We start from the raw sequence: 17,806 nt of genomic DNA, 5'->3' as shown, positions 1-17,806 counted from the left end.
GCTCAGTAATTCAAGTTCAGGAAAATTGATCGCGTTCCTTGCGCCGGTAAGGAAACACATCAATCACCTTACCGGCGCGAATCGCCTCCTGCAGGCCTTTCCAATAATCGGCGTTGTACAGCTCACCATGCAGCTCATCGAACAACTTGCGCTGACCAGCATCCGCAAACAGGAACGGCGGGAACTCCTCGGGGAACACATCCAGCGGGCCGATGGAGTACCAGGGTTCTGAGGCCATCTCATCTTCCGGGGTGCGCGGTGCGGGGATGTGACGGAAGTTGGCTTCGGTGAGAAAACAGATTTCGTCGTAGTCGTAGAACACCACGCGACCGTGGCGGGTAACGCCGAAGTTCTTCAGCAGCATATCGCCAGGGAAGATATTGGCGGCCGCCAGCTGTTTGATCGCCAGGCCGTAGTCTTCCAAAGCTTCGCGCACCTGGGCGGGGTTGGCGTTGTCGAGGTAGAGGTTGAGCGGGGTCATGCGCCGTTCGGTCCAGCAGTGACGGATCAGCACCGTATCGCCTTCGACTTCGACGGTACCAGCGGCGACTTCCAGCAATTCGACGAGGCATTCGGGTTCGAATTTGCTCAGGGGAAAACGGAAATCGGCGAACTCCTGGGTGTCAGCCATGCGTCCGACCCGATCGACGCTTTTGACCAGGCGGTACTTCTCGATCACCGTGGCGCGGTTGACGTTTTTCGACGGTGAAAAACGGTCCTTGATGATCTTGAACACGGTGTTGAAGCCCGGCAGGGTGAACACGCTCATGACCATGCCGCGCACGCCGGGGGCCATGATGAACTGATCGTCGGTGGTCGCCAGGTGGTTGATCAGGGCGCGGTAGAACTCCGACTTGCCGTGCTTGTAGAAGCCGATGGAGGTGTACAACTCGGCGATGTGCTTGCCCGGCAGGATGCGCTTGAGAAAGCCGATGAATTCCGCCGGCACCGGTACATCGACCATGAAGTAGGAGCGGGTGAACGAGAAGATGATCGACACATCGGCTTCATCGGTGATCAGCGCATCGATCTGGATGCCCTGCCCTTCACGGTGCAGCAGCGGGATCACCAGCGGCCATTGTTCGTCGCGGGTGTAGATGCGCCCGACGAGGTAGGCGCCTTTATTACGGTAGAGCACCGAGGAAAACAGCTCGACCTTGAGGTCCGGGTCCTTGCACACCCAGTCCGGCAGGTTTTCCCGCAGTTGGGTTTCGAGGCGATGAAGGTCGGCTGCGAGGTCGGCGTAGGGTTCGCTGAAGCGGTAGTCGGCAAAGATCTGCGCGAGCATTTGCGGGATTTGCCCGGCGGGCGTGTAGGTGCGCGTCTGCGCGGCCCGTGCCCGGCGCAGGCTGGGCCGGGTGGTGTGGATGAACATGCAGCCGTCGCTGATCAGGTCGTGGCTGAACAGGCCGCAGAAGATCGAGTTGTACCAGGTCTCGGAGAGTTCATCGTCGAAGCGCAGGTCGATCAGGCCGATGTAGGCACTTTTGACCACGGGCCACACATCGATGTCGAGCAGCGCGGCGTCATTGAAGTGCTCACGCAACCGCTGGGTCACCTCGGAGACCTTTTCCTCATAGAGGTTGATGCGCGCCGCCGACGCCGCCTGGCCCTGCTGCCACTGGGCCTTTTCGAAACGCTCGCGGGCGCCATCGGTGATCTGGCGGAAGTGTTCGCGGTAATCGTCGAAGCCATCGAGGATCATCTGGGCAATGGCGAGGGCGGATTGCGACATGCGGGAAACCTCGAGCGGGCATCGGGAAGCCCTGAGCTTAGCCAGTGTACGAACACAGGAGAAGAGTCATTTTTTGTGCAGCCTTGTACAACTCCGTTCATTTCGTACATTTATTTTCAATTTATTTAATTCGACCAATTGGTCAATAAACGCACTGAAAAGTCGCACATTGTTTTCCCCCATACGCCCACAACGACGCGGCCTTGCCGCTTAGCGCCGGAATCCCGCGTACTCCCCCCGGGGCTCTGCTCCAAATACACCGTTGAATCCAACTAAGGGAAACCCTGATTACCACCTTGATGGCACTTTGATATATAGCGCGCCCTCTCCCACCCTAACAAGGTCCGAAGACCGATCCGGGAACAGGTTCTAATCGCCCAAGGAGCATTGAGATGTCATTGAGGAACATGAGGATCGGTCTGCGTGCCAGTCTGAGTTTTGGGGTTTTGGCCAGCTTGCTGGTGATCGTGGGCATGTTCGGCCTGGGCCAGATGGCCAAGCTGCGCCAAAGCGCGCTGGTCATCGAGCAATCGTGGATGCCGAGCATCGAGAACATCCACGACAGCGCAGCCTTTGTCGCCAGCATCCGCCTGGAAGCCTTGCGTGTGGCGACCACCGACGAATCGCGGATCCGTGACAACAGCAAAGCCCTGATCACCCGCCAGCGCAGCGCACTGCAAACCCTGCTCGAGCATCACAAAAGCCTGCTCAGCAGCGACGAAGAACGCCAGATGCTCAAACAGCTCGAAGGTAACGTGAACGCTTACCTGGCCCTCGTCGAACAGATCGTCACCCTGGTGGACAAGGATCAGCAGCAAGACGCCATTGACCTGCTCAACACCCGCCTCGCTCCCCAGGGCGTGATCCTCAGCAAGAGCCTGGAGGACCTGATCGTCTTCAACCAGAACGGCGTGGAAACCGCCGTGGATTCCGCCGCGCAGACCTATTCCAGTGCACAGTGGATCGTCGGCCTGATCATCGTATTCGCCTTGATCGCCACCTTGTTGCTCGCCTGGCTGCTGACCCGCAGCATCACCGCCCCGCTCGGCCAGGCGCTGAGCGTGGCCCGCACCATTGCCGACGGCGACCTGAGCCAGCCCATCGCCGTCAGCGGCAAGGACGAACCGGCCCAATTGCTCAACGCCCTGGCGACCATGCAGGCGCAATTGCGAGGCACCATCCGGGGCATCAGCGAATCGGCGCAACAGCTGGCCTCCGCCGCCGAGGAGATGAGCTCGGTGATGGAACAAAGCACCCGTGGCCTGCAGGCGCAGAACGATGAGATCGAACAGGCGGCCACCGCCGTCACCGAAATGAGCGCGGCCGTGGACGAAGTGGCAGGCAATGCGGTGTCCAGCGCCGAGGCGTCCCAGGCCTCCGACGAGGACAGCAAGCACGGCCACTACCAGATCAGCGAAACCATCAGCTCGATCCAGAACCTGGTCGACGAGGTGCTCGGCGCCTCGAACAAGGCCGAAGGCCTGGCCGTGCAAGCCCAGGACATCAGCAAGGTGCTGGAAGTGATCCGCGGCATCGCCGGGCAAACCAACCTGCTGGCGCTCAACGCCGCCATCGAAGCAGCCCGCGCAGGCGAGGCCGGGCGTGGTTTTGCAGTGGTAGCCGATGAAGTGCGCTCCCTGGCGCAACGCACCCAGGACTCCACCGAAGAAATCGAGCAGATGATCACCGGCATCCAGCGCGGCACCCAGGATACGGTCGAAGCGCTGAACAGCAGCGCCGAGCACGCCGGCCAGACGCTGCAACGGGCCAACAGCGCCGGTAGCGCCCTGGAGAAAATCACCGCGGCCATCTCGCAGATCAGCCAGCGCAACCTGGTGATCGCCAGCGCCGCCGAGCAGCAGGCGCTGGTGGCACGTGACGTGGACCGCAGCCTGGTGAACATCCGCGACCTGTCCACCCAGACCGCCGCCGGGGCCACCCAGACCTCGGCCGCCAGCCAGGAACTGTCACGCCTGGCGGTGGACCTGAATGGGCTGGTGACGCGGTTTGTCCTGTAATCATTAGACATGTCATGCAACACTCGCGGCCTTATTGAGGTAGGAGTGTTCCGTGAGACCTGTCGACACCTTGTACCTGCTGGGGCTCGCCGCCATCTGGGGCGCGAGCTTCCTGTTCATGCGCATTATCGCGCCGGAGATCGGCACGCTGCCGACGGCGTTTTTCCGCGTGTCGATCGCCGCCGCCGGGTTGCTGGTGATTTTGGCGATGATGCGGGTGAGCTGGGATTTCCAGGGTAAGTTCAAGACTGTATTGCTGCTCGGTGTGATCAACTCCGGCATTCCCGCGACCATGTATTCAGTCGCCGCCCAGGTGCTTCCGGCGGGTTACTCGGCGATCTTCAACGCCACCACGCCGTTGATGGGTGTGCTGATTGGCGGGTTGTTCTTCAGCGAACGCCTGACCCCGTCAAAAGTCGCCGGGGTGTGCCTGGGCCTGTTTGGCGTGGGAGTGCTGACCCGCGCCGGGCCGGTGGCGTTTGACCTGGAATTATTGATGGGCGCGCTGGCCTGTTTGCTGGCGACCACCTGTTATGGCTTTGCCGGGTTCCTGGCAAGGCGCTGGCTGGATCAGCGCGGTGGCTTGGACAGCCGCCTGTCGGCCCTGGGCAGCATGCTCGGCGCGACGTTGTTCCTGTTGCCGTTCTTTGCCTACAGCGCCATCAGCCAACCGCCGGCGAGTTGGGGTGGATGGCAGGTGTGGGGATCGTTGCTGGGGTTGGGGCTGGTGTGTACGGCGTTTGCCTACATTCTTTACTTCCGGTTGCTGACCTCCATCGGGCCGGTTAAGTCGATGACCGTTACCTTCATGATTCCGCCGTTTGGGGTGTTGTGGGGCGCGTTGTTGCTGGATGAACCATTGTCCATGGCGCATCTGTATGGCGGGGTGTTGATTGCGGGGGCGTTGTGGTTGGTGTTGCGGCCGCGAAAATTGTAGGAGCCCGGCTTGCCGGGCTCCTACAATACAGTGTCAACGCTTACGGAAGACAAACACCAAACCGATGATGATCAACCCCATCCCCAACAGGCTCAACATCCCAAGCCTATTGCCAAAGATCAGGTAGTCCATCACCGCCGTCACCGCTGGCACCAGATAGAACAGACTGGTGACATTCACCAGGTTGCCCCGGGCGATCAGGCGGTACAGCAACAGCGTGGCCAGCAACGACACCACCAAGCCCATCCACAGCACCGGCAGGTAAAAGCTGCTGCTGTGTTCAAAATGGAACGGCTGGAACGGCACAAACACCGAACACAGCAGCAACCCCGCCAGGTACTGCACTGGCAGCGTGCCCAAGGGCTCGTCGGTGATGCGTTTCTGCATGATCGAGCCGAAGGTCATGCTGGCCAGGGCCAGCAACCCGAACAGCATGCCCGCCAAGGACATGCCAGAGAGGCCGATGCCTTGATACACCACCATGATCAGCCCCGCCAAACCGAGGCCCAGGCCGAGCACACGGCTGAAAGAACGCTGGCGCTCTATCAGCACCACGGTGAGGATCGGCTGTACGCCCATGATGGTTGCCATCACGCCGGGGGTGACGTTGAGGTCCAGGGCCAACAGATAGAAAATCTGGTAGGCGCCCAACAACACCAACCCCGTCGCCGCTGCGTATAACAGTGGCTTGCCGGGGCGCGGCAGTTTCAACTTGAGGATCGGTATCAGCACCACCAGGCCCCCGAGGGCAATGGCAAAACGGATCAGCAGAAACGCAAAGGGTGACGCGTGGGCCAGGCCCCATTTGGAGAAGATCGCCCCACTGCTCCACAGCAGGACAAACAGGCTCGTCGAGGCCGCCGCGGCCACGGATTGTTTCGAAAAAACAGACATGGTTACCACCTGTCATCAGGCAAAAAAAGCCGATTCAGCAGACGCTGAAATGCATTAGGTTTTTTTCAGGCGGGCAGACGGGAACAGCGATCAGCTGATCAGCCCGCAATACCAACACCCGGCGGTGATACGACTGCGTACACCGACGTGCTGCTGACAGGTGGAGGGTAGTGACTGATCTGCGCAGGCTGCTTGTCCCCGCACGGCACGACCGCAGCGTTGACCGCTGAATCGACTACCGCTGTGCGCTGGGAAGCAGGCATGGACTGATCTTGTGTGAAGGGATGAAGAGGCTCGGACTATAACCAGCCGGTGATAGGTTTTGCAATCACTCTGAATGGAGGAGTTTCATGTGGGGCCCGTAGGACAGATCGCTATAATGCCGCCCAGTTTTTCCCAAGGATTTCCCATGATCGCATTGCCCTGGCTGTACCTGGCGCTTCTTTCCATTGGCTATCTACTGGCCTTGATCTACGGGCAATTGGGCGCGCTGGCGGGCGTGTCCGTCGCCCTGCTGCTGATTGCCGGCTACGCCGTACGCCAGCAACGCACGCCGTGGGCACGCTACCTGGGCCACGGGCTGTTTGTGGTGCTGGCCCTGAGCCTGGCGATGCACTGGTTGCCGGGTTTCTACAACGGGCGCGGCATTGCCTCGCAGCGTTTCACCGAGGATGCCGTGCCCTTCTCGATGTACTTGAACCAGGACAAACCGCTGATCGGCTTCTGGCTGTTGCTGGCCTGCCCGTGGATTGTGGCGCGGCGTTCGTTGCGTTTGTCGATCTGCGTGGCCGCCCTGGCGTTGACCCTCACCGCCATCGCCGCCCTCGGTGGAGCGGCGTTGCTGGGCGTGATCAGTTGGGCACCGAAATGGCCGGAACAGGCCTGGCTCTGGGTACTTAATAACCTGCTGCTGGTGACGCTGGTGGAGGAAGCCCTGTTCCGGGGTTACGTACAGGGCGGTTTGAGCCGACGTTTCAAACACCTCCCTTACGGCGAGAACCTGGCGCTGCTTCTGGCCTCGCTGCTGTTCGGCCTGGTGCACATCGGCGCAGGCTGGCATTGGGTATTGCTGGCGAGCATCGCCGGGGTGGGTTACGGCCTGGCCTATCGGTTTGGCGGCCTGGGCGCAGCGGTGGCCACGCACTTTGGCTTGAATCTGCTTCACTTCGGGTTGTTTACCTACCCGATGCTGGCCGGTTGATCTCCTGCAGGGGAACGTGCATCCCGTCGATTGTTGCAAAAATAAGTTAAATAAACCGCCGTTCTTGCCGATACCCCCTGAAAGCCTTGCGGATTGAACAATCATGCGTAATAACCAACCCGTTACCCAGCGCGAACGTACCTTCCCCGCTCAGCAACGGTTGATCTCCACCACAGATGCCAAAGGCGTGATCACCTACTGCAACGACGCCTTCGTCGAAATCAGTGGGTTCTCCCGCGACGAACTGGTGCGTGCCCCGCACAACCTGGTGCGTCACCCGGACGTTCCGGCGGCGGTGTTCGCGCATATGTGGTCAACGCTCAAACAAGGCTTGCCATGGATGGGCATTGTCAAGAATCGCTGCAAGACCGGTGACCACTACTGGGTTAACGCCTATGTGACGCCGGTTTTCGAAGGCAACCAGGTGGTCGGCTACGAATCGGTGCGCATCAAGCCCACCGCCGAGCAGATCCGCCGGGCCGAAGCGCTCTACCAACGCATCAACCAGGGCAAGTCGGCGATCCCTCAACGGGACAAGTGGTTGCCGGTGTTGCAGGACTGGCTGCCGTTTATCCTGGTGAGTCAGTTGAGTTTCATGATTGGCGCTTCGCTCAACTCCCACTGGGGCTTTGCCCTGGCGGCGGGGCTGTCGGTGCCGCTGGGCCTGCTCGGCCTGAGCTGGCAACAGCGCGGCCTCAAGCGTTTGCTGCGCCTGGCCGAGCAGACTACCTCCGACCCGCTGATCGCGCAGATGTACACCGACAGCCGTGGCGCCCAGGCGCGCCTGGAAATGTCGATCCTCAGCCAGGAGGCGCGTCTGAAGACCTGCCTTACGCGTTTGCAGGACACTGCCGAGCACCTCAACGACCAGGCCGCGCAGTCCAACACCCTGGCCCATAACAGCTCCAGCGGCCTGGAACGCCAGCGCGTCGAGACCGAGCAGGTGGCCACGGCGGTCAACCAGATGGCGGCGACTACCCAGGAAGTCGCCAGCCATGTGCAGCGCACGGCAGATGCGACCCAAGAGGCCAACCGCCTGACCGGTCGCGGCCGCGATATCGCCGGGGAAACCCGCGAGGCGATCCAGCGTCTGTCCGTGGCTGTGGGTGAGACCGGTGTGACTGTGACCCAGTTGGCCAAGGACAGCGATGAAATCGGCGGTGTGGTCGACGTGATCAAGGGCATTGCCGACCAGACCAACCTGCTGGCGCTCAACGCCGCCATCGAAGCGGCGCGTGCCGGGGAGATGGGCCGTGGTTTTGCGGTGGTGGCCGATGAAGTCCGCCAACTGGCCCAGCGTACCGCCGAGTCAACCGGGCAGATCCATGCATTGATCGCCAAGCTGCAGCAGACCGCCGCTGCCGCCGTGCAAACCATGGACGCCGGGCATCGCCAGGCCGAAGAAGGTGTAGCGCGGGTGATGGAAGCGGACCAGGCGTTGGTGGGCATCAGTGAAGCGGTGGCGCATATCACCGATATGACTACCCAGATCGCGGCTGCCACCGAAGAGCAAAGCTCGGTGGCCGAAGAGATCAGCCGCAACATCAGCACCATTGCGCTGTTGGCGGACCAGACCTCGGAGCAGGCGCTGAACTCGGCGCAGTTGAGTGAAGAGCTGACGCATACCGCCAATACTCAGTACTCGCTGGTGGAGCGGTTCAACCGGTAGGTCGCTATCGGGGGCAAGCCCCCTCCACCTTTGACTGTGTTCACAATTGGAATGTGAGAACACGGTCAAGTGTGGGAGGGGCTTGTCGAAGCGTCGCGCCGCCCCGATGAGGCCCTATAGGCCAGCCAAAAACCCAGCCACCCCCACTGCCGCGGCTTCCAGATGCTGCTCATGACTGAATCCCGACGCCTTCAACGGCTTCAAGTCATGATCCCCCGCCACCAGCCACATCACCTCGATGCTCGGCGACAGCTCATACCCTTCCACCGCCGCCCGATTGCCCAGTGCATCGCGCTCGCCCTGCACGATCAAGGTTGGCGTCTTCAGCCCGACCAGATGTTCGACGCGTGGCTTTTCCGGCTTGCCCACCGCATAGAACGGATAGCCCAGGCACACCAGCCCATTGGCACCCAATTCATCAGCCAGCAAACTGGCCATGCGCCCGCCCATGGACTTGCCGCCAATGGCCAGTTTCCCAGCGACATGACGTCGCACCTCGGCATACACCTCACGCCAGCATTCGAGTAGCTTCGGGGCCGGGTTGGGCGGGCGTTTACCGCCGTCAACCCGGCGCTGGGCCATGTAGGGAAACTCGAAGCGCAACACGTTGACGCCATGCCCGGCAAGGCGTGCAGCCATATCGTTCATAAAGGATGAGTCCATCGGTGCACCGGCGCCGTGGGCCAGGATCAGCGTCACGGGTGCAGCCTCAGCCGCCCCCGCCGCGACATCCCACAACCACCCATGTTCCCGCACACACTGCGCCCATTGATCCCCGTCAATACTGGCCTTGTGCTCTTTGCCCATGCTTGCCTCGCTTTTTAGTCTGCCTATAACTCCAGCCCAAGTGCCGCATCTGCTTGGGTTGAACCGTGGATGGGGAACCATGAACACTACTTTAAGTACCGCCTATAACTACAAGGTGGTCCGCCAATTCGCCATTATGACGGTGGTGTGGGGCATCGTCGGCATGGGGCTCGGGGTTTTTCTCGCGGCCCAATTGGTGTGGCCTGCACTCAACTTCGACTTGCCCTGGACCAGCTTCGGCCGCCTGCGCCCGCTGCACACCAACGCGGTGATCTTCGCCTTCGGTGGCTGCGCGTTGTTCGCCAGCTCCTTCTACTCGGTGCAGCGTACCTGCCAGACGCAGCTGTTCGCGCCGAAAATCGCCGCGTTCTGCTTCTGGGGCTGGCAGTTGGTCATCCTGCTGGCAGCGATCTCCCTGCCGCTGGGCTACACCAGCTCCAAGGAATACGCCGAGCTGGAATGGCCGATCGACATCCTGATCACCATTGTCTGGGTGGCCTATGCCATCGTGTTCTTTGGCACCGTGGCCAAGCGCAACACCAAGCACATCTACGTCGGCAACTGGTTCTTCGGTGCGTTCATCATCACCGTGGCCATCCTGCATATCGTCAACAACCTGGAAATCCCGGTCAGCCTGACCAAGTCCTACTCCCTCTATGGCGGTGCGACGGATGCCATGGTGCAGTGGTGGTATGGGCATAACGCGGTAGGCTTTTTCCTCACTGCCGGTTTCCTCGGCATGATGTATTACTTCGTGCCCAAGCAGGCCGAGCGTCCGGTGTATTCCTATCGCTTGTCCATCGTGCACTTCTGGGCGCTGATCACCCTGTACATCTGGGCCGGCCCGCACCACTTGCACTACACCGCGCTGCCGGACTGGGCACAGTCCCTGGGCATGGTGATGTCCCTGGTGCTGCTGGCACCGAGCTGGGGCGGCATGATCAACGGCATGATGACCCTGTCGGGCGCCTGGCATAAGTTGCGCAGCGACCCGATCCTGCGCTTCCTCGTGGTGTCCCTGGCGTTCTACGGCATGTCGACGTTCGAAGGCCCGATGATGGCAATCAAGACCGTCAACGCCCTCTCCCACTACACCGACTGGACCATCGGCCACGTACACGCCGGCGCCCTCGGTTGGGTGGCGATGATCTCCATCGGCGCGTTGTACCACATGATCCCGAAAGTCTTCGGCCGCGAGCAGATGTACAGCCTCGGCCTGATCAACGCGCACTTCTGGCTGGCCACCATCGGCACCGTGCTCTACATCGCCTCGATGTGGGTCAATGGTATCGCCCAGGGCTTGATGTGGCGGGCGGTCAACGAAGACGGCACCTTGACCTACTCCTTCGTCGAAACCCTGGTGGCCAGCCACCCTGGCTTCATCGTGCGGCTGGTGGGCGGTGCGATCTTCCTCAGCGGCATGTTCCTGATGGCTTACAACACCTGGCGCACCGTGCGTTCGGCGCAGCCTGTCGAAGCCGCCACCACTGCGCAGTTGGCCTGAGGAGTCTGTGATGAAACACGAAACGATTGAAAAGAACGTCGGCCTGCTGATGCTGCTCATGGTGCTTGCCGTGAGCATCGGTGGCCTGACCCAGATCGTCCCGCTGTTCTTCCAGGACGTGACCAACAAGCCGGTGGAGGGCATGAAACCCTACACCGCGCTGCAACTGGAAGGCCGCGACATCTACATCCGCGAAGGCTGCGTACAGTGCCACTCGCAGATGATCCGCCCGTTCCGCGCCGAAACCGAACGCTACGGCCATTACTCGGTCGCCGGTGAAAGTGTGTGGGACCACCCGTTCCTGTGGGGCTCCAAGCGCACCGGTCCAGACCTGGCGCGCGTCGGCGCACGCTACTCGGACGACTGGCACCGCGCGCACCTGTATAACCCGCGCAACGTGGTGCCCGAGTCGAAAATGCCGGCCTATCCATGGCTGGTCACCGCCGCCGTCGACAGCAGCCACACCGAGACCAAGTTGAAAGTGATGCGCACCCTCGGCGTGCCGTACACCGACGACGACATCAGTGGCGCCGTGGCCAGCCTCAAGGGCAAGACCGAGATGGACGCGCTGGTCTCGTACCTGCAAGTGCTCGGCACCGCCATCAAGAGCAAGAGGTGAGCCATGGGATTTGAATTCGATGCAGGCACCATCCGCGGCCTCGGCACGCTGGTGGTTGCCATCGCCTTTATCGGCCTGTCGCTGTGGGTGTTCAACAACCGGCGCAATGCGGAATTCGAGCAGGCGCGCCTGCTGCCCTTCGCCGATGAACCCTCTCCATCCGACGCTCAAGAAGAGCCTGCAATAAGGAGCACCCGGCCATGACCCTATTCTGGAGTACATGGATCTGCGTACTGACCCTCGGCAGCCTGATCGGCTTGACCTGGCTGCTGGTCGGCACCCGCAAGGGCGAGACCAAGGGCAGCGTCGACCAGACCATGGGCCACGCCTTCGACGGTATCGAGGAATACGACAACCCGCTGCCCCAGTGGTGGTTCATGCTGTTCGCCGGCACCCTGGTGTTCGCGGTCGGCTACCTGATCCTCTACCCGGGCCTGGGCAACTGGAAAGGCGTGTTGCCGGGCTATGAAGACGGCTGGACCCAGGCCAAGGAATGGGACAAGGAAATGGCCAAGGCCGACGCCAAGTTCGGGCCGATCTTCGCCAAATTCTCGGCCATGCCCGTGGAAGAAGTGGCCAAAGACCCGCAAGCGCTGAAAATGGGCGGTCGCCTGTTCGCCTCCAACTGCGCGGTGTGCCACGGCTCGGACGCCAAGGGCGCGTTTGGCTTCCCGAACCTGGCGGACAACATCTGGCGCTGGGGCGGTTCGGCCGAGGCGATCAAGACCACCATCCTCAACGGTCGCCACGCGGCGATGCCGGCCTGGGGTGACATGCTCGGCGACGAGGGTGTGAAAAACGTTGCGGCCTTTGTTCGCCACGACCTGGCCAAGTTGCCCCTGCCCGCCGACAGCAGCGCCGATGTGGCTGCCGGCCAGGCAGCCTTCAACACCACCTGTGTCGCCTGCCACGGGCCGGAAGGCCACGGCATGGAAGCCATGGGCGCGCCCGACCTGACCAAACCGGCCGGCTACATCTACGGCACCAGCCTCGCGCAGTTGCAGCAGACCATCCGCCACGGCCGCCAGGGCCAGATGCCGGCGCAGGAAGTGCTGCAAGGCAATGACAAGGTGCACCTGCTGGCCGCCTACGTTTACAGCCTGTCCCACAACGCTGATGGCGCAACGCCAGAAAGCCAGGCGCAATAACCTCTGATCGCCGCCCCATTTTGGGGCGGCAACCCTGGCGCTGTACGCGACCAAGTGTCACACCCCTCCAAAGCACAACTTTCCCCTCCTCACTTTCGGGTCTACGCTTGTTCCCACAGCGGACCGATCCTGGCGTACGCAACGACATTCGTTGCGACCCTCGAATTTTCCTGTCCACTCGATCAGCTTTCGATTTCCGATTTTGTCCTTACACCAAACATGGAAAGGGCGCAGAATCTGGCGTGGAACGCATTGATACAGGTCAGTCATTGCGTTGCAATGACCCCTCGCTTTCTACATACTTGCGGCCGATTTTACCTATAAAAAAACCTAAACCGTGGAACCTTAGAATGAGCACAGCAATCAGTCCGACTGCTTATAACTATAAGGTAGTCCGCCAGTTCGCCATCATGACGGTGGTCTGGGGGATCCTTGGCATGGGGCTCGGGGTGTTCATCGCCTCGCAACTGGTCTGGCCGGAATTGAATTTCGGTTTGCCATGGACGACCTTTGGCCGCCTGCGCCCGCTGCACACCAATCTGGTGATCTTCGCCTTCGGCGGATGTGCATTGTTTGCCACCTCCTACTATGTCGTGCAGCGAACCTGCCAGACGCGACTGATCTCCGACAGCCTTGCGGCCTTCACCTTCTGGGGTTGGCAAGCAGTCATCGTTGGCGCCATCGTCACCCTGCCACTGGGCTACACCACCACCAAGGAATACGCCGAGCTGGAATGGCCCATCGCCATTTTGCTCGCCATCGTGTGGGTGACCTACGCCGTGGTGTTCTTCGGCACCATCGTCAAGCGCAAGACCAAGCACATCTACGTGGGCAACTGGTTCTACGGCGCGTTCATCCTGGTGACGGCGATGCTGCACATCGTCAACCACGCCTCGTTGCCGGTGAGCCTGTTCAAGTCCTACTCGGCCTACGCCGGGGCCACGGACGCGATGATCCAGTGGTGGTACGGCCACAACGCCGTGGGTTTCTTCCTCACCACCGGTTTCCTGGGGATGATGTACTATTTCGTGCCGAAACAGGCCGAACGTCCCATTTACTCGTACCGCCTGTCCATCGTGCATTTCTGGGCGCTGATCACCCTGTACATCTGGGCCGGCCCGCACCACTTGCACTACACCGCGTTGCCGGACTGGGCACAGTCCCTGGGCATGGCGATGTCGATCATCCTGCTGGCCCCGAGCTGGGGCGGCATGATCAACGGCATGATGACCCTGTCCGGCGCCTGGCATAAATTGCGCACCGATCCGATCCTGCGCTTCCTGGTGGTGTCGCTGGCGTTCTACGGCATGTCGACCTTCGAAGGGCCGATGATGGCGATCAAGACCGTCAACTCGCTGTCCCACTACACCGACTGGACCATCGGCCACGTACACGCCGGCGCCCTCGGTTGGGTGGCGATGATCTCCATCGGCGCGCTGTACCACATGATCCCCAAACTGTTCGGCCGTCCGCAGATGCACAGCGTTGGCCTGATCAACGCGCACTTCTGGCTGGCCACCATCGGCACCGTGCTCTACATCGCCTCGATGTGGGTCAACGGCATCACCCAGGGCCTGATGTGGCGAGCCATCAACGATGACGGCACCCTCACCTACTCCTTCGTCGAAGCGCTGCAAGCCAGCCATCCGGGTTACATCGTGCGCGCCCTGGGCGGTGCATTCTTTGCCTCCGGCATGTTCCTGATGGCCTACAACGTCTGGCGCACCGTGCGTGCCGCCGACCCGGCAGAAGCCGAAGCCGCCGCCAAGATCGCCGTTGTGGGAGCTCACTGATGAAGCATGAAGTAGTCGAGAAGAATATCGGCCTGCTGGCCTTCTTCATGGTCATCGCCGTGAGTATCGGCGGCCTGACCCAGATCGTTCCGCTGTTTTTCCAGGACGTGACCAACAAGCCGGTGGAAGGCATGAAGCCGCGCACCGCCCTTGAACTGGAAGGCCGCGACGTCTACATCGCCAACGGCTGTGTCGGCTGCCACTCGCAGATGATCCGCCCGTTCCGTGCCGAAACCGAACGCTACGGCCACTACTCGGTCGCCGGTGAAAGCGTGTGGGACCACCCGTTCCTGTGGGGTTCCAAGCGTACCGGCCCGGACCTGGCCCGTGTCGGCGGGCGTTACTCCGATGACTGGCAGCGTGCGCACCTGTACAACCCGCGCAATGTGGTGCCTGAGTCGAAAATGCCGGCGTACCCGTTCCTCGTGGAAAACAAGCTCGACGGCAAGGACACCGCGAAGAAGATGGAGGTCTTGCGCACCCTGGGCGTGCCCTACACCGACGAAGACATCGCCGGTGCAGCGGCCGCCGTGAAGGGCAAGACCGAAATGGACGCACTGGTGGCCTACCTGCAGGGCCTGGGCACCATCATCAAAAGCAAACGGTGATCTATGGATATCGGGATGATTCGTGGCCTGGGCACCGTTGTGGTGATGGTGGCCTTTATCGGCCTGGCGTTGTGGGTGTTCAGCCCCAAGCGCAAGTCGGAGTTTGAAGACGCGACCTTGCTGCCCTTTGCGGATGATCCCGAAGCCATCAAGCACGTCGAGCAAGCTTCTAGGAGTAACAAAGAATGACTACGTTCTGGAGTCTGTACGTCACAGTCCTCAGTCTGGGTACCATCTTCGCCCTGACCTGGCTGCTGCTGTCGACCCGCAAGGGCCAGCGCGCCGAGCAAACCGACGAGACCGTCGGCCATTCGTTCGACGGCATCGAGGAATACGACAACCCGCTGCCCAAGTGGTGGTTCATGCTGTTCGTCGGCACCATCGTCTTCGCCCTCGGCTACCTGGCGCTGTACCCCGGCCTGGGCAACTGGAAGGGCCTGCTGCCGGGCTACAACTACCTCGACACCGACAAGCAAACCCCCTTCGCCAATGGCCAGACCGGCTGGACCGGCGTGCACGAATGGGAAAAGGAAATGGCCAGGTCGGACGCCAAGTTCGGGCCGATCTTCGCCAAATTCGCGTCGATGCCGATTGAAGAAGTGGCCAAGGACCCGCAAGCGTTAAAGATGGGGGGTCGCCTGTTCGCCTCCAACTGCTCGGTGTGCCACGGTTCCGATGCCAAGGGCGCCTATGGCTTCCCCAACCTGACCGATGCCGACTGGCGCTGGGGCGGCGAGCCTGCCACCATCAAGGAAACCATCATGAAGGGCCGTCATGCGGTGATGCCGGCCTGGTTGGATATCCTCAAGGAGCAAGGCGTCAGCGATGTGGCTGCGTTCGTGCTCACCAACCTCGACGGGCGCAAACTGCCCGAAGGCGTGAAAGCCGATGTGGCCAACGGCGAGAAACTCTTCGCCGCCAACTGCGTGGCCTGCCATGGCCCGGCCGGTAAAGGCACTCCTGCCATGGGCGCGCCCGACCTGACCCACCCGGGCGCCTTCATCTACGGCTCGAGCTTCGCCCAACTGCAACAGACCATCCGTTGGGGCCGCCAGGGCCAGATGCCGGCGCAGGAACAGCTGCAAGGCAATGACAAGGTGCACTTGCTGGCGGCGTATGTGTACAGCTTGTCCCATGGGGATAAGAAGGCTGAAGAGCAATAAAAGCCGCTGCAATACCAATGTGGGAGGGAGCTTGCCCCCGATAGCGGTGGATCAGTGACAGATGCACTGATTGACACACTGCAATCGGGGGCAAGCCCCCCCTACATTGGATCCGCAGTGTTTCAGAGAACCGGGCCAGCCAAAACCGGCCATACTTGCCAGATCAATTGATCCAGATCACTTAGGTCGCCCCCTTTCAGCACCACCGGGGGCGTATCATTACACCACTGCAACACCCCTAATTTGACCCCGGCTGGCACGTACTGGCCAAGGCAAATCTCCACCGCCGTGGGATGCAATGATGAGTAACCAGATACCGGTACATGACGTTACCCCGCCCGCCAAAACCGTCGACCTCTACGCCTCGCGAGAGAAAATCTACACGCGCGCCTTCACCGGCCTGTTCCGCAACTTGCGCATGCTCGGCGGGGCCGGTCTGTTCCTGCTGTACTTCGGCACGGTGTGGCTGAACTGGGGTGGCCACCAGGCCGTGTGGTGGAACCTGCCCGAGCGCAAGTTCTTCATTTTCGGGGCAACTTTCTGGCCCCAGGACTTCATCCTGCTCTCGGGCATTCTCATCGTTGCCGCGTTTGGCCTGTTCTTCATCACGGTGTACGCCGGTCGCGTGTGGTGCGGCTACACCTGTCCGCAGAGCGTGTGGACGTGGATCTTCATGTGGTGTGAGAAGGTCACCGAAGGCGACCGCAACCAGCGCATCAAGCTCGACAAGGCACCGATGGGCGCCAACAAATTCCTGCGCAAATTCAGCAAGCACACCCTGTGGCTGTTGATCGGCTTTGTCACCGGCATGACCTTTGTCGGCTACTTCTCGCCGATCCGCGAACTGGTGTTCGACTTTTTCACCGGCCAGGCCGATGGCTGGTCGTATTTCTGGGTGGGTTTCTTCACCCTTGCCACCTACGGCAACGCCGGCTGGCTGCGCGAACAGGTGTGCATCTACATGTGCCCGTACGCGCGCTTCCAGAGCGTGATGTTCGACAAGGACACCCTGATCGTTTCCTACGACCCACGCCGCGGCGAACTGCGCGGCCCGCGTAAAAAAGGCACCGACTACAAGGCCCAGGGCCTGGGCGATTGCATCGATTGCACGATGTGCGTGCAGGTGTGCCCCACCGGTATCGACATCCGCGACGGCCTGCAGATAGAGTGCATCGGCTGCGCCGCCTGTATCGATGCCTGCGACAACATCATGGACAAGATGGAGTACCCGCGCGGCCTGATCAGCTACACCACCGAGCACAACCTGTCCGGGCAGAAAACCCACAAGCTGCGCCCGCGCCTGATCGGCTACGCCCTGGTGTTGCTGGCGATGATCAGCCTGCTGGTGGCGGCGTTCTTCATGCGCTCTCTGGTGGGTTTCGACGTGAGCAAGGACCGCGTGCTGTACCGCGAGAACGCTGAAGGCCGCATCGAAAACGTCTACAGCCTGAAGATCATGAACAAGGACCAACGCGACCACACCTACGTGCTCGATGCCGCCGGCCTGCCCGACCTCAAGCTGCAAGGCCGCCGGGAGATCAAGGTGGCGGCCGGCGATATCGTCAGCATGCCGGTGGAGCTGTCGAGTGCGCCGGAACAATTGCCGTCGAGCACCAACGAGGTGAAATTCATCCTCACCGATGCCGATGACGCCAGCGTCCATATTGAAGCCAAGAGCCGATTCATCGGCCCTCAAGTCCGCTAACAGGG

The 17,806-nt window shown here is 61.2% G+C and carries 16 protein-coding genes; 13 read left to right on the top strand and 3 right to left on the bottom strand.

Going from position 1 to position 17,806, the window contains the following annotated elements; translation table 11 throughout:
* Window positions 1–16 precede the first annotated feature (16 nt).
* A complete protein-coding gene (gene aceK / locus BM017_RS08430) occupies window positions 17–1,735 on the bottom strand; it encodes a bifunctional isocitrate dehydrogenase kinase/phosphatase (RefSeq protein WP_092242849.1) in 1,719 nt (572 codons plus the stop codon).
* A 392-nt stretch (window positions 1,736–2,127) separates the two neighbouring features.
* Between aceK and BM017_RS08425 the strand changes: the two genes are divergently transcribed.
* Window positions 2,128–3,753, top strand: coding sequence for a methyl-accepting chemotaxis protein (locus BM017_RS08425; protein WP_092242846.1), 1,626 nt, complete (start codon window positions 2,128–2,130; stop codon window positions 3,751–3,753).
* Window positions 3,754–3,805: 52 nt separating this feature from the next.
* Window positions 3,806–4,690, top strand: coding sequence for a DMT family transporter (locus tag BM017_RS08420; RefSeq protein ID WP_092242843.1), 885 nt, complete (start codon window positions 3,806–3,808; stop codon window positions 4,688–4,690).
* A 33-nt stretch (window positions 4,691–4,723) separates the two neighbouring features.
* Here BM017_RS08420 and BM017_RS08415 read toward each other — a convergent pair whose 3' ends face one another.
* On the bottom strand, window positions 4,724–5,584 hold the full coding sequence (locus BM017_RS08415; RefSeq protein ID WP_092242840.1) for a DMT family transporter: 861 nt from the start codon (window positions 5,582–5,584) through the stop codon (window positions 4,724–4,726).
* A gap of 409 nt (window positions 5,585–5,993) precedes the next feature.
* Here BM017_RS08415 and BM017_RS08410 point away from each other — a divergent pair, with 409 nt between their 5' ends.
* Together BM017_RS08410 and BM017_RS08405 are read left to right on the top strand one after the other, a co-directional pair.
* Entirely contained in the window at window positions 5,994–6,785 is a 792-nt protein-coding gene (locus BM017_RS08410) for a CPBP family intramembrane glutamic endopeptidase (protein WP_092242837.1), read from the top strand.
* A 103-nt stretch (window positions 6,786–6,888) separates the two neighbouring features.
* Entirely contained in the window at window positions 6,889–8,454 is a 1,566-nt protein-coding gene (locus tag BM017_RS08405; protein ID WP_058427327.1) for a methyl-accepting chemotaxis protein, read from the top strand.
* 114 nt (window positions 8,455–8,568) lie between these two features.
* Here the strand turns inward: BM017_RS08405 and BM017_RS08400 are convergent, their stop codons facing one another.
* Entirely contained in the window at window positions 8,569–9,261 is a 693-nt protein-coding gene (locus tag BM017_RS08400; protein ID WP_092242834.1) for an alpha/beta family hydrolase, read from the bottom strand.
* Window positions 9,262–9,340: 79 nt separating this feature from the next.
* Here BM017_RS08400 and ccoN (BM017_RS08395) point away from each other — a divergent pair, with 79 nt between their 5' ends.
* The 9 genes from ccoN (BM017_RS08395) (at window position 9,341) to ccoG (ending at window position 17,801) form a co-directional block, all read left to right on the top strand.
* A complete protein-coding gene (ccoN, locus tag BM017_RS08395; protein ID WP_058427329.1) occupies window positions 9,341–10,765 on the top strand; it encodes a cytochrome-c oxidase, cbb3-type subunit I in 1,425 nt (474 codons plus the stop codon).
* Between the two features lie 10 nt (window positions 10,766–10,775).
* Window positions 10,776–11,384, top strand: coding sequence for a cytochrome-c oxidase, cbb3-type subunit II (ccoO, locus tag BM017_RS08390; protein ID WP_017735321.1), 609 nt, complete (start codon window positions 10,776–10,778; stop codon window positions 11,382–11,384).
* Window positions 11,385–11,387: 3 nt separating this feature from the next.
* Window positions 11,388–11,588, top strand: a complete 201-nt coding sequence (locus tag BM017_RS08385; RefSeq protein ID WP_010208563.1) for a cbb3-type cytochrome oxidase subunit 3 — start codon at window positions 11,388–11,390, stop codon at window positions 11,586–11,588.
* Window positions 11,585–12,532 (top strand): cytochrome-c oxidase, cbb3-type subunit III, encoded by a 948-nt coding sequence (gene ccoP, locus BM017_RS08380; protein ID WP_058427331.1) that lies wholly within the window; start codon window positions 11,585–11,587, stop codon window positions 12,530–12,532. The genes BM017_RS08385 and ccoP (BM017_RS08380) overlap by 4 nt, the downstream gene beginning before the upstream one ends.
* A 350-nt stretch (window positions 12,533–12,882) precedes the next feature.
* Window positions 12,883–14,325 (top strand): cytochrome-c oxidase, cbb3-type subunit I, encoded by a 1,443-nt coding sequence (ccoN, locus tag BM017_RS08375; RefSeq protein WP_071491365.1) that lies wholly within the window; start codon window positions 12,883–12,885, stop codon window positions 14,323–14,325.
* Entirely contained in the window at window positions 14,325–14,933 is a 609-nt protein-coding gene (gene ccoO / locus BM017_RS08370) for a cytochrome-c oxidase, cbb3-type subunit II (RefSeq protein WP_003193167.1), read from the top strand. The genes ccoN (BM017_RS08375) and ccoO (BM017_RS08370) overlap by 1 nt, the downstream gene beginning before the upstream one ends.
* 3 nt (window positions 14,934–14,936) lie before the next feature.
* A complete protein-coding gene (locus BM017_RS08365) occupies window positions 14,937–15,122 on the top strand; it encodes a CcoQ/FixQ family Cbb3-type cytochrome c oxidase assembly chaperone (RefSeq protein ID WP_003175465.1) in 186 nt (61 codons plus the stop codon).
* Window positions 15,119–16,096 carry a cytochrome-c oxidase, cbb3-type subunit III gene (gene ccoP / locus BM017_RS08360; RefSeq protein WP_071491366.1) on the top strand — a complete coding sequence of 326 codons (978 nt, stop codon included), beginning with the start codon at window positions 15,119–15,121 and terminating at the stop codon, window positions 16,094–16,096. Before BM017_RS08365 ends, ccoP (BM017_RS08360) begins: the two co-directional genes overlap by 4 nt.
* Before the next feature lie 301 nt (window positions 16,097–16,397).
* Window positions 16,398–17,801 (top strand): cytochrome c oxidase accessory protein CcoG, encoded by a 1,404-nt coding sequence (ccoG, locus tag BM017_RS08355; RefSeq protein ID WP_071491543.1) that lies wholly within the window; start codon window positions 16,398–16,400, stop codon window positions 17,799–17,801.
* The last annotated feature ends 5 nt before the right edge of the window (window positions 17,802–17,806 follow it).

This window comes from Pseudomonas sp. NFPP04, from assembly GCF_900113815.1.
Lineage (GTDB): Bacteria > Pseudomonadota > Gammaproteobacteria > Pseudomonadales > Pseudomonadaceae > Aquipseudomonas > Aquipseudomonas extremorientalis.
Note: the sequence above shows the minus strand (reverse complement) of the source record. Positions and strands in the feature narration are given on the sequence as shown.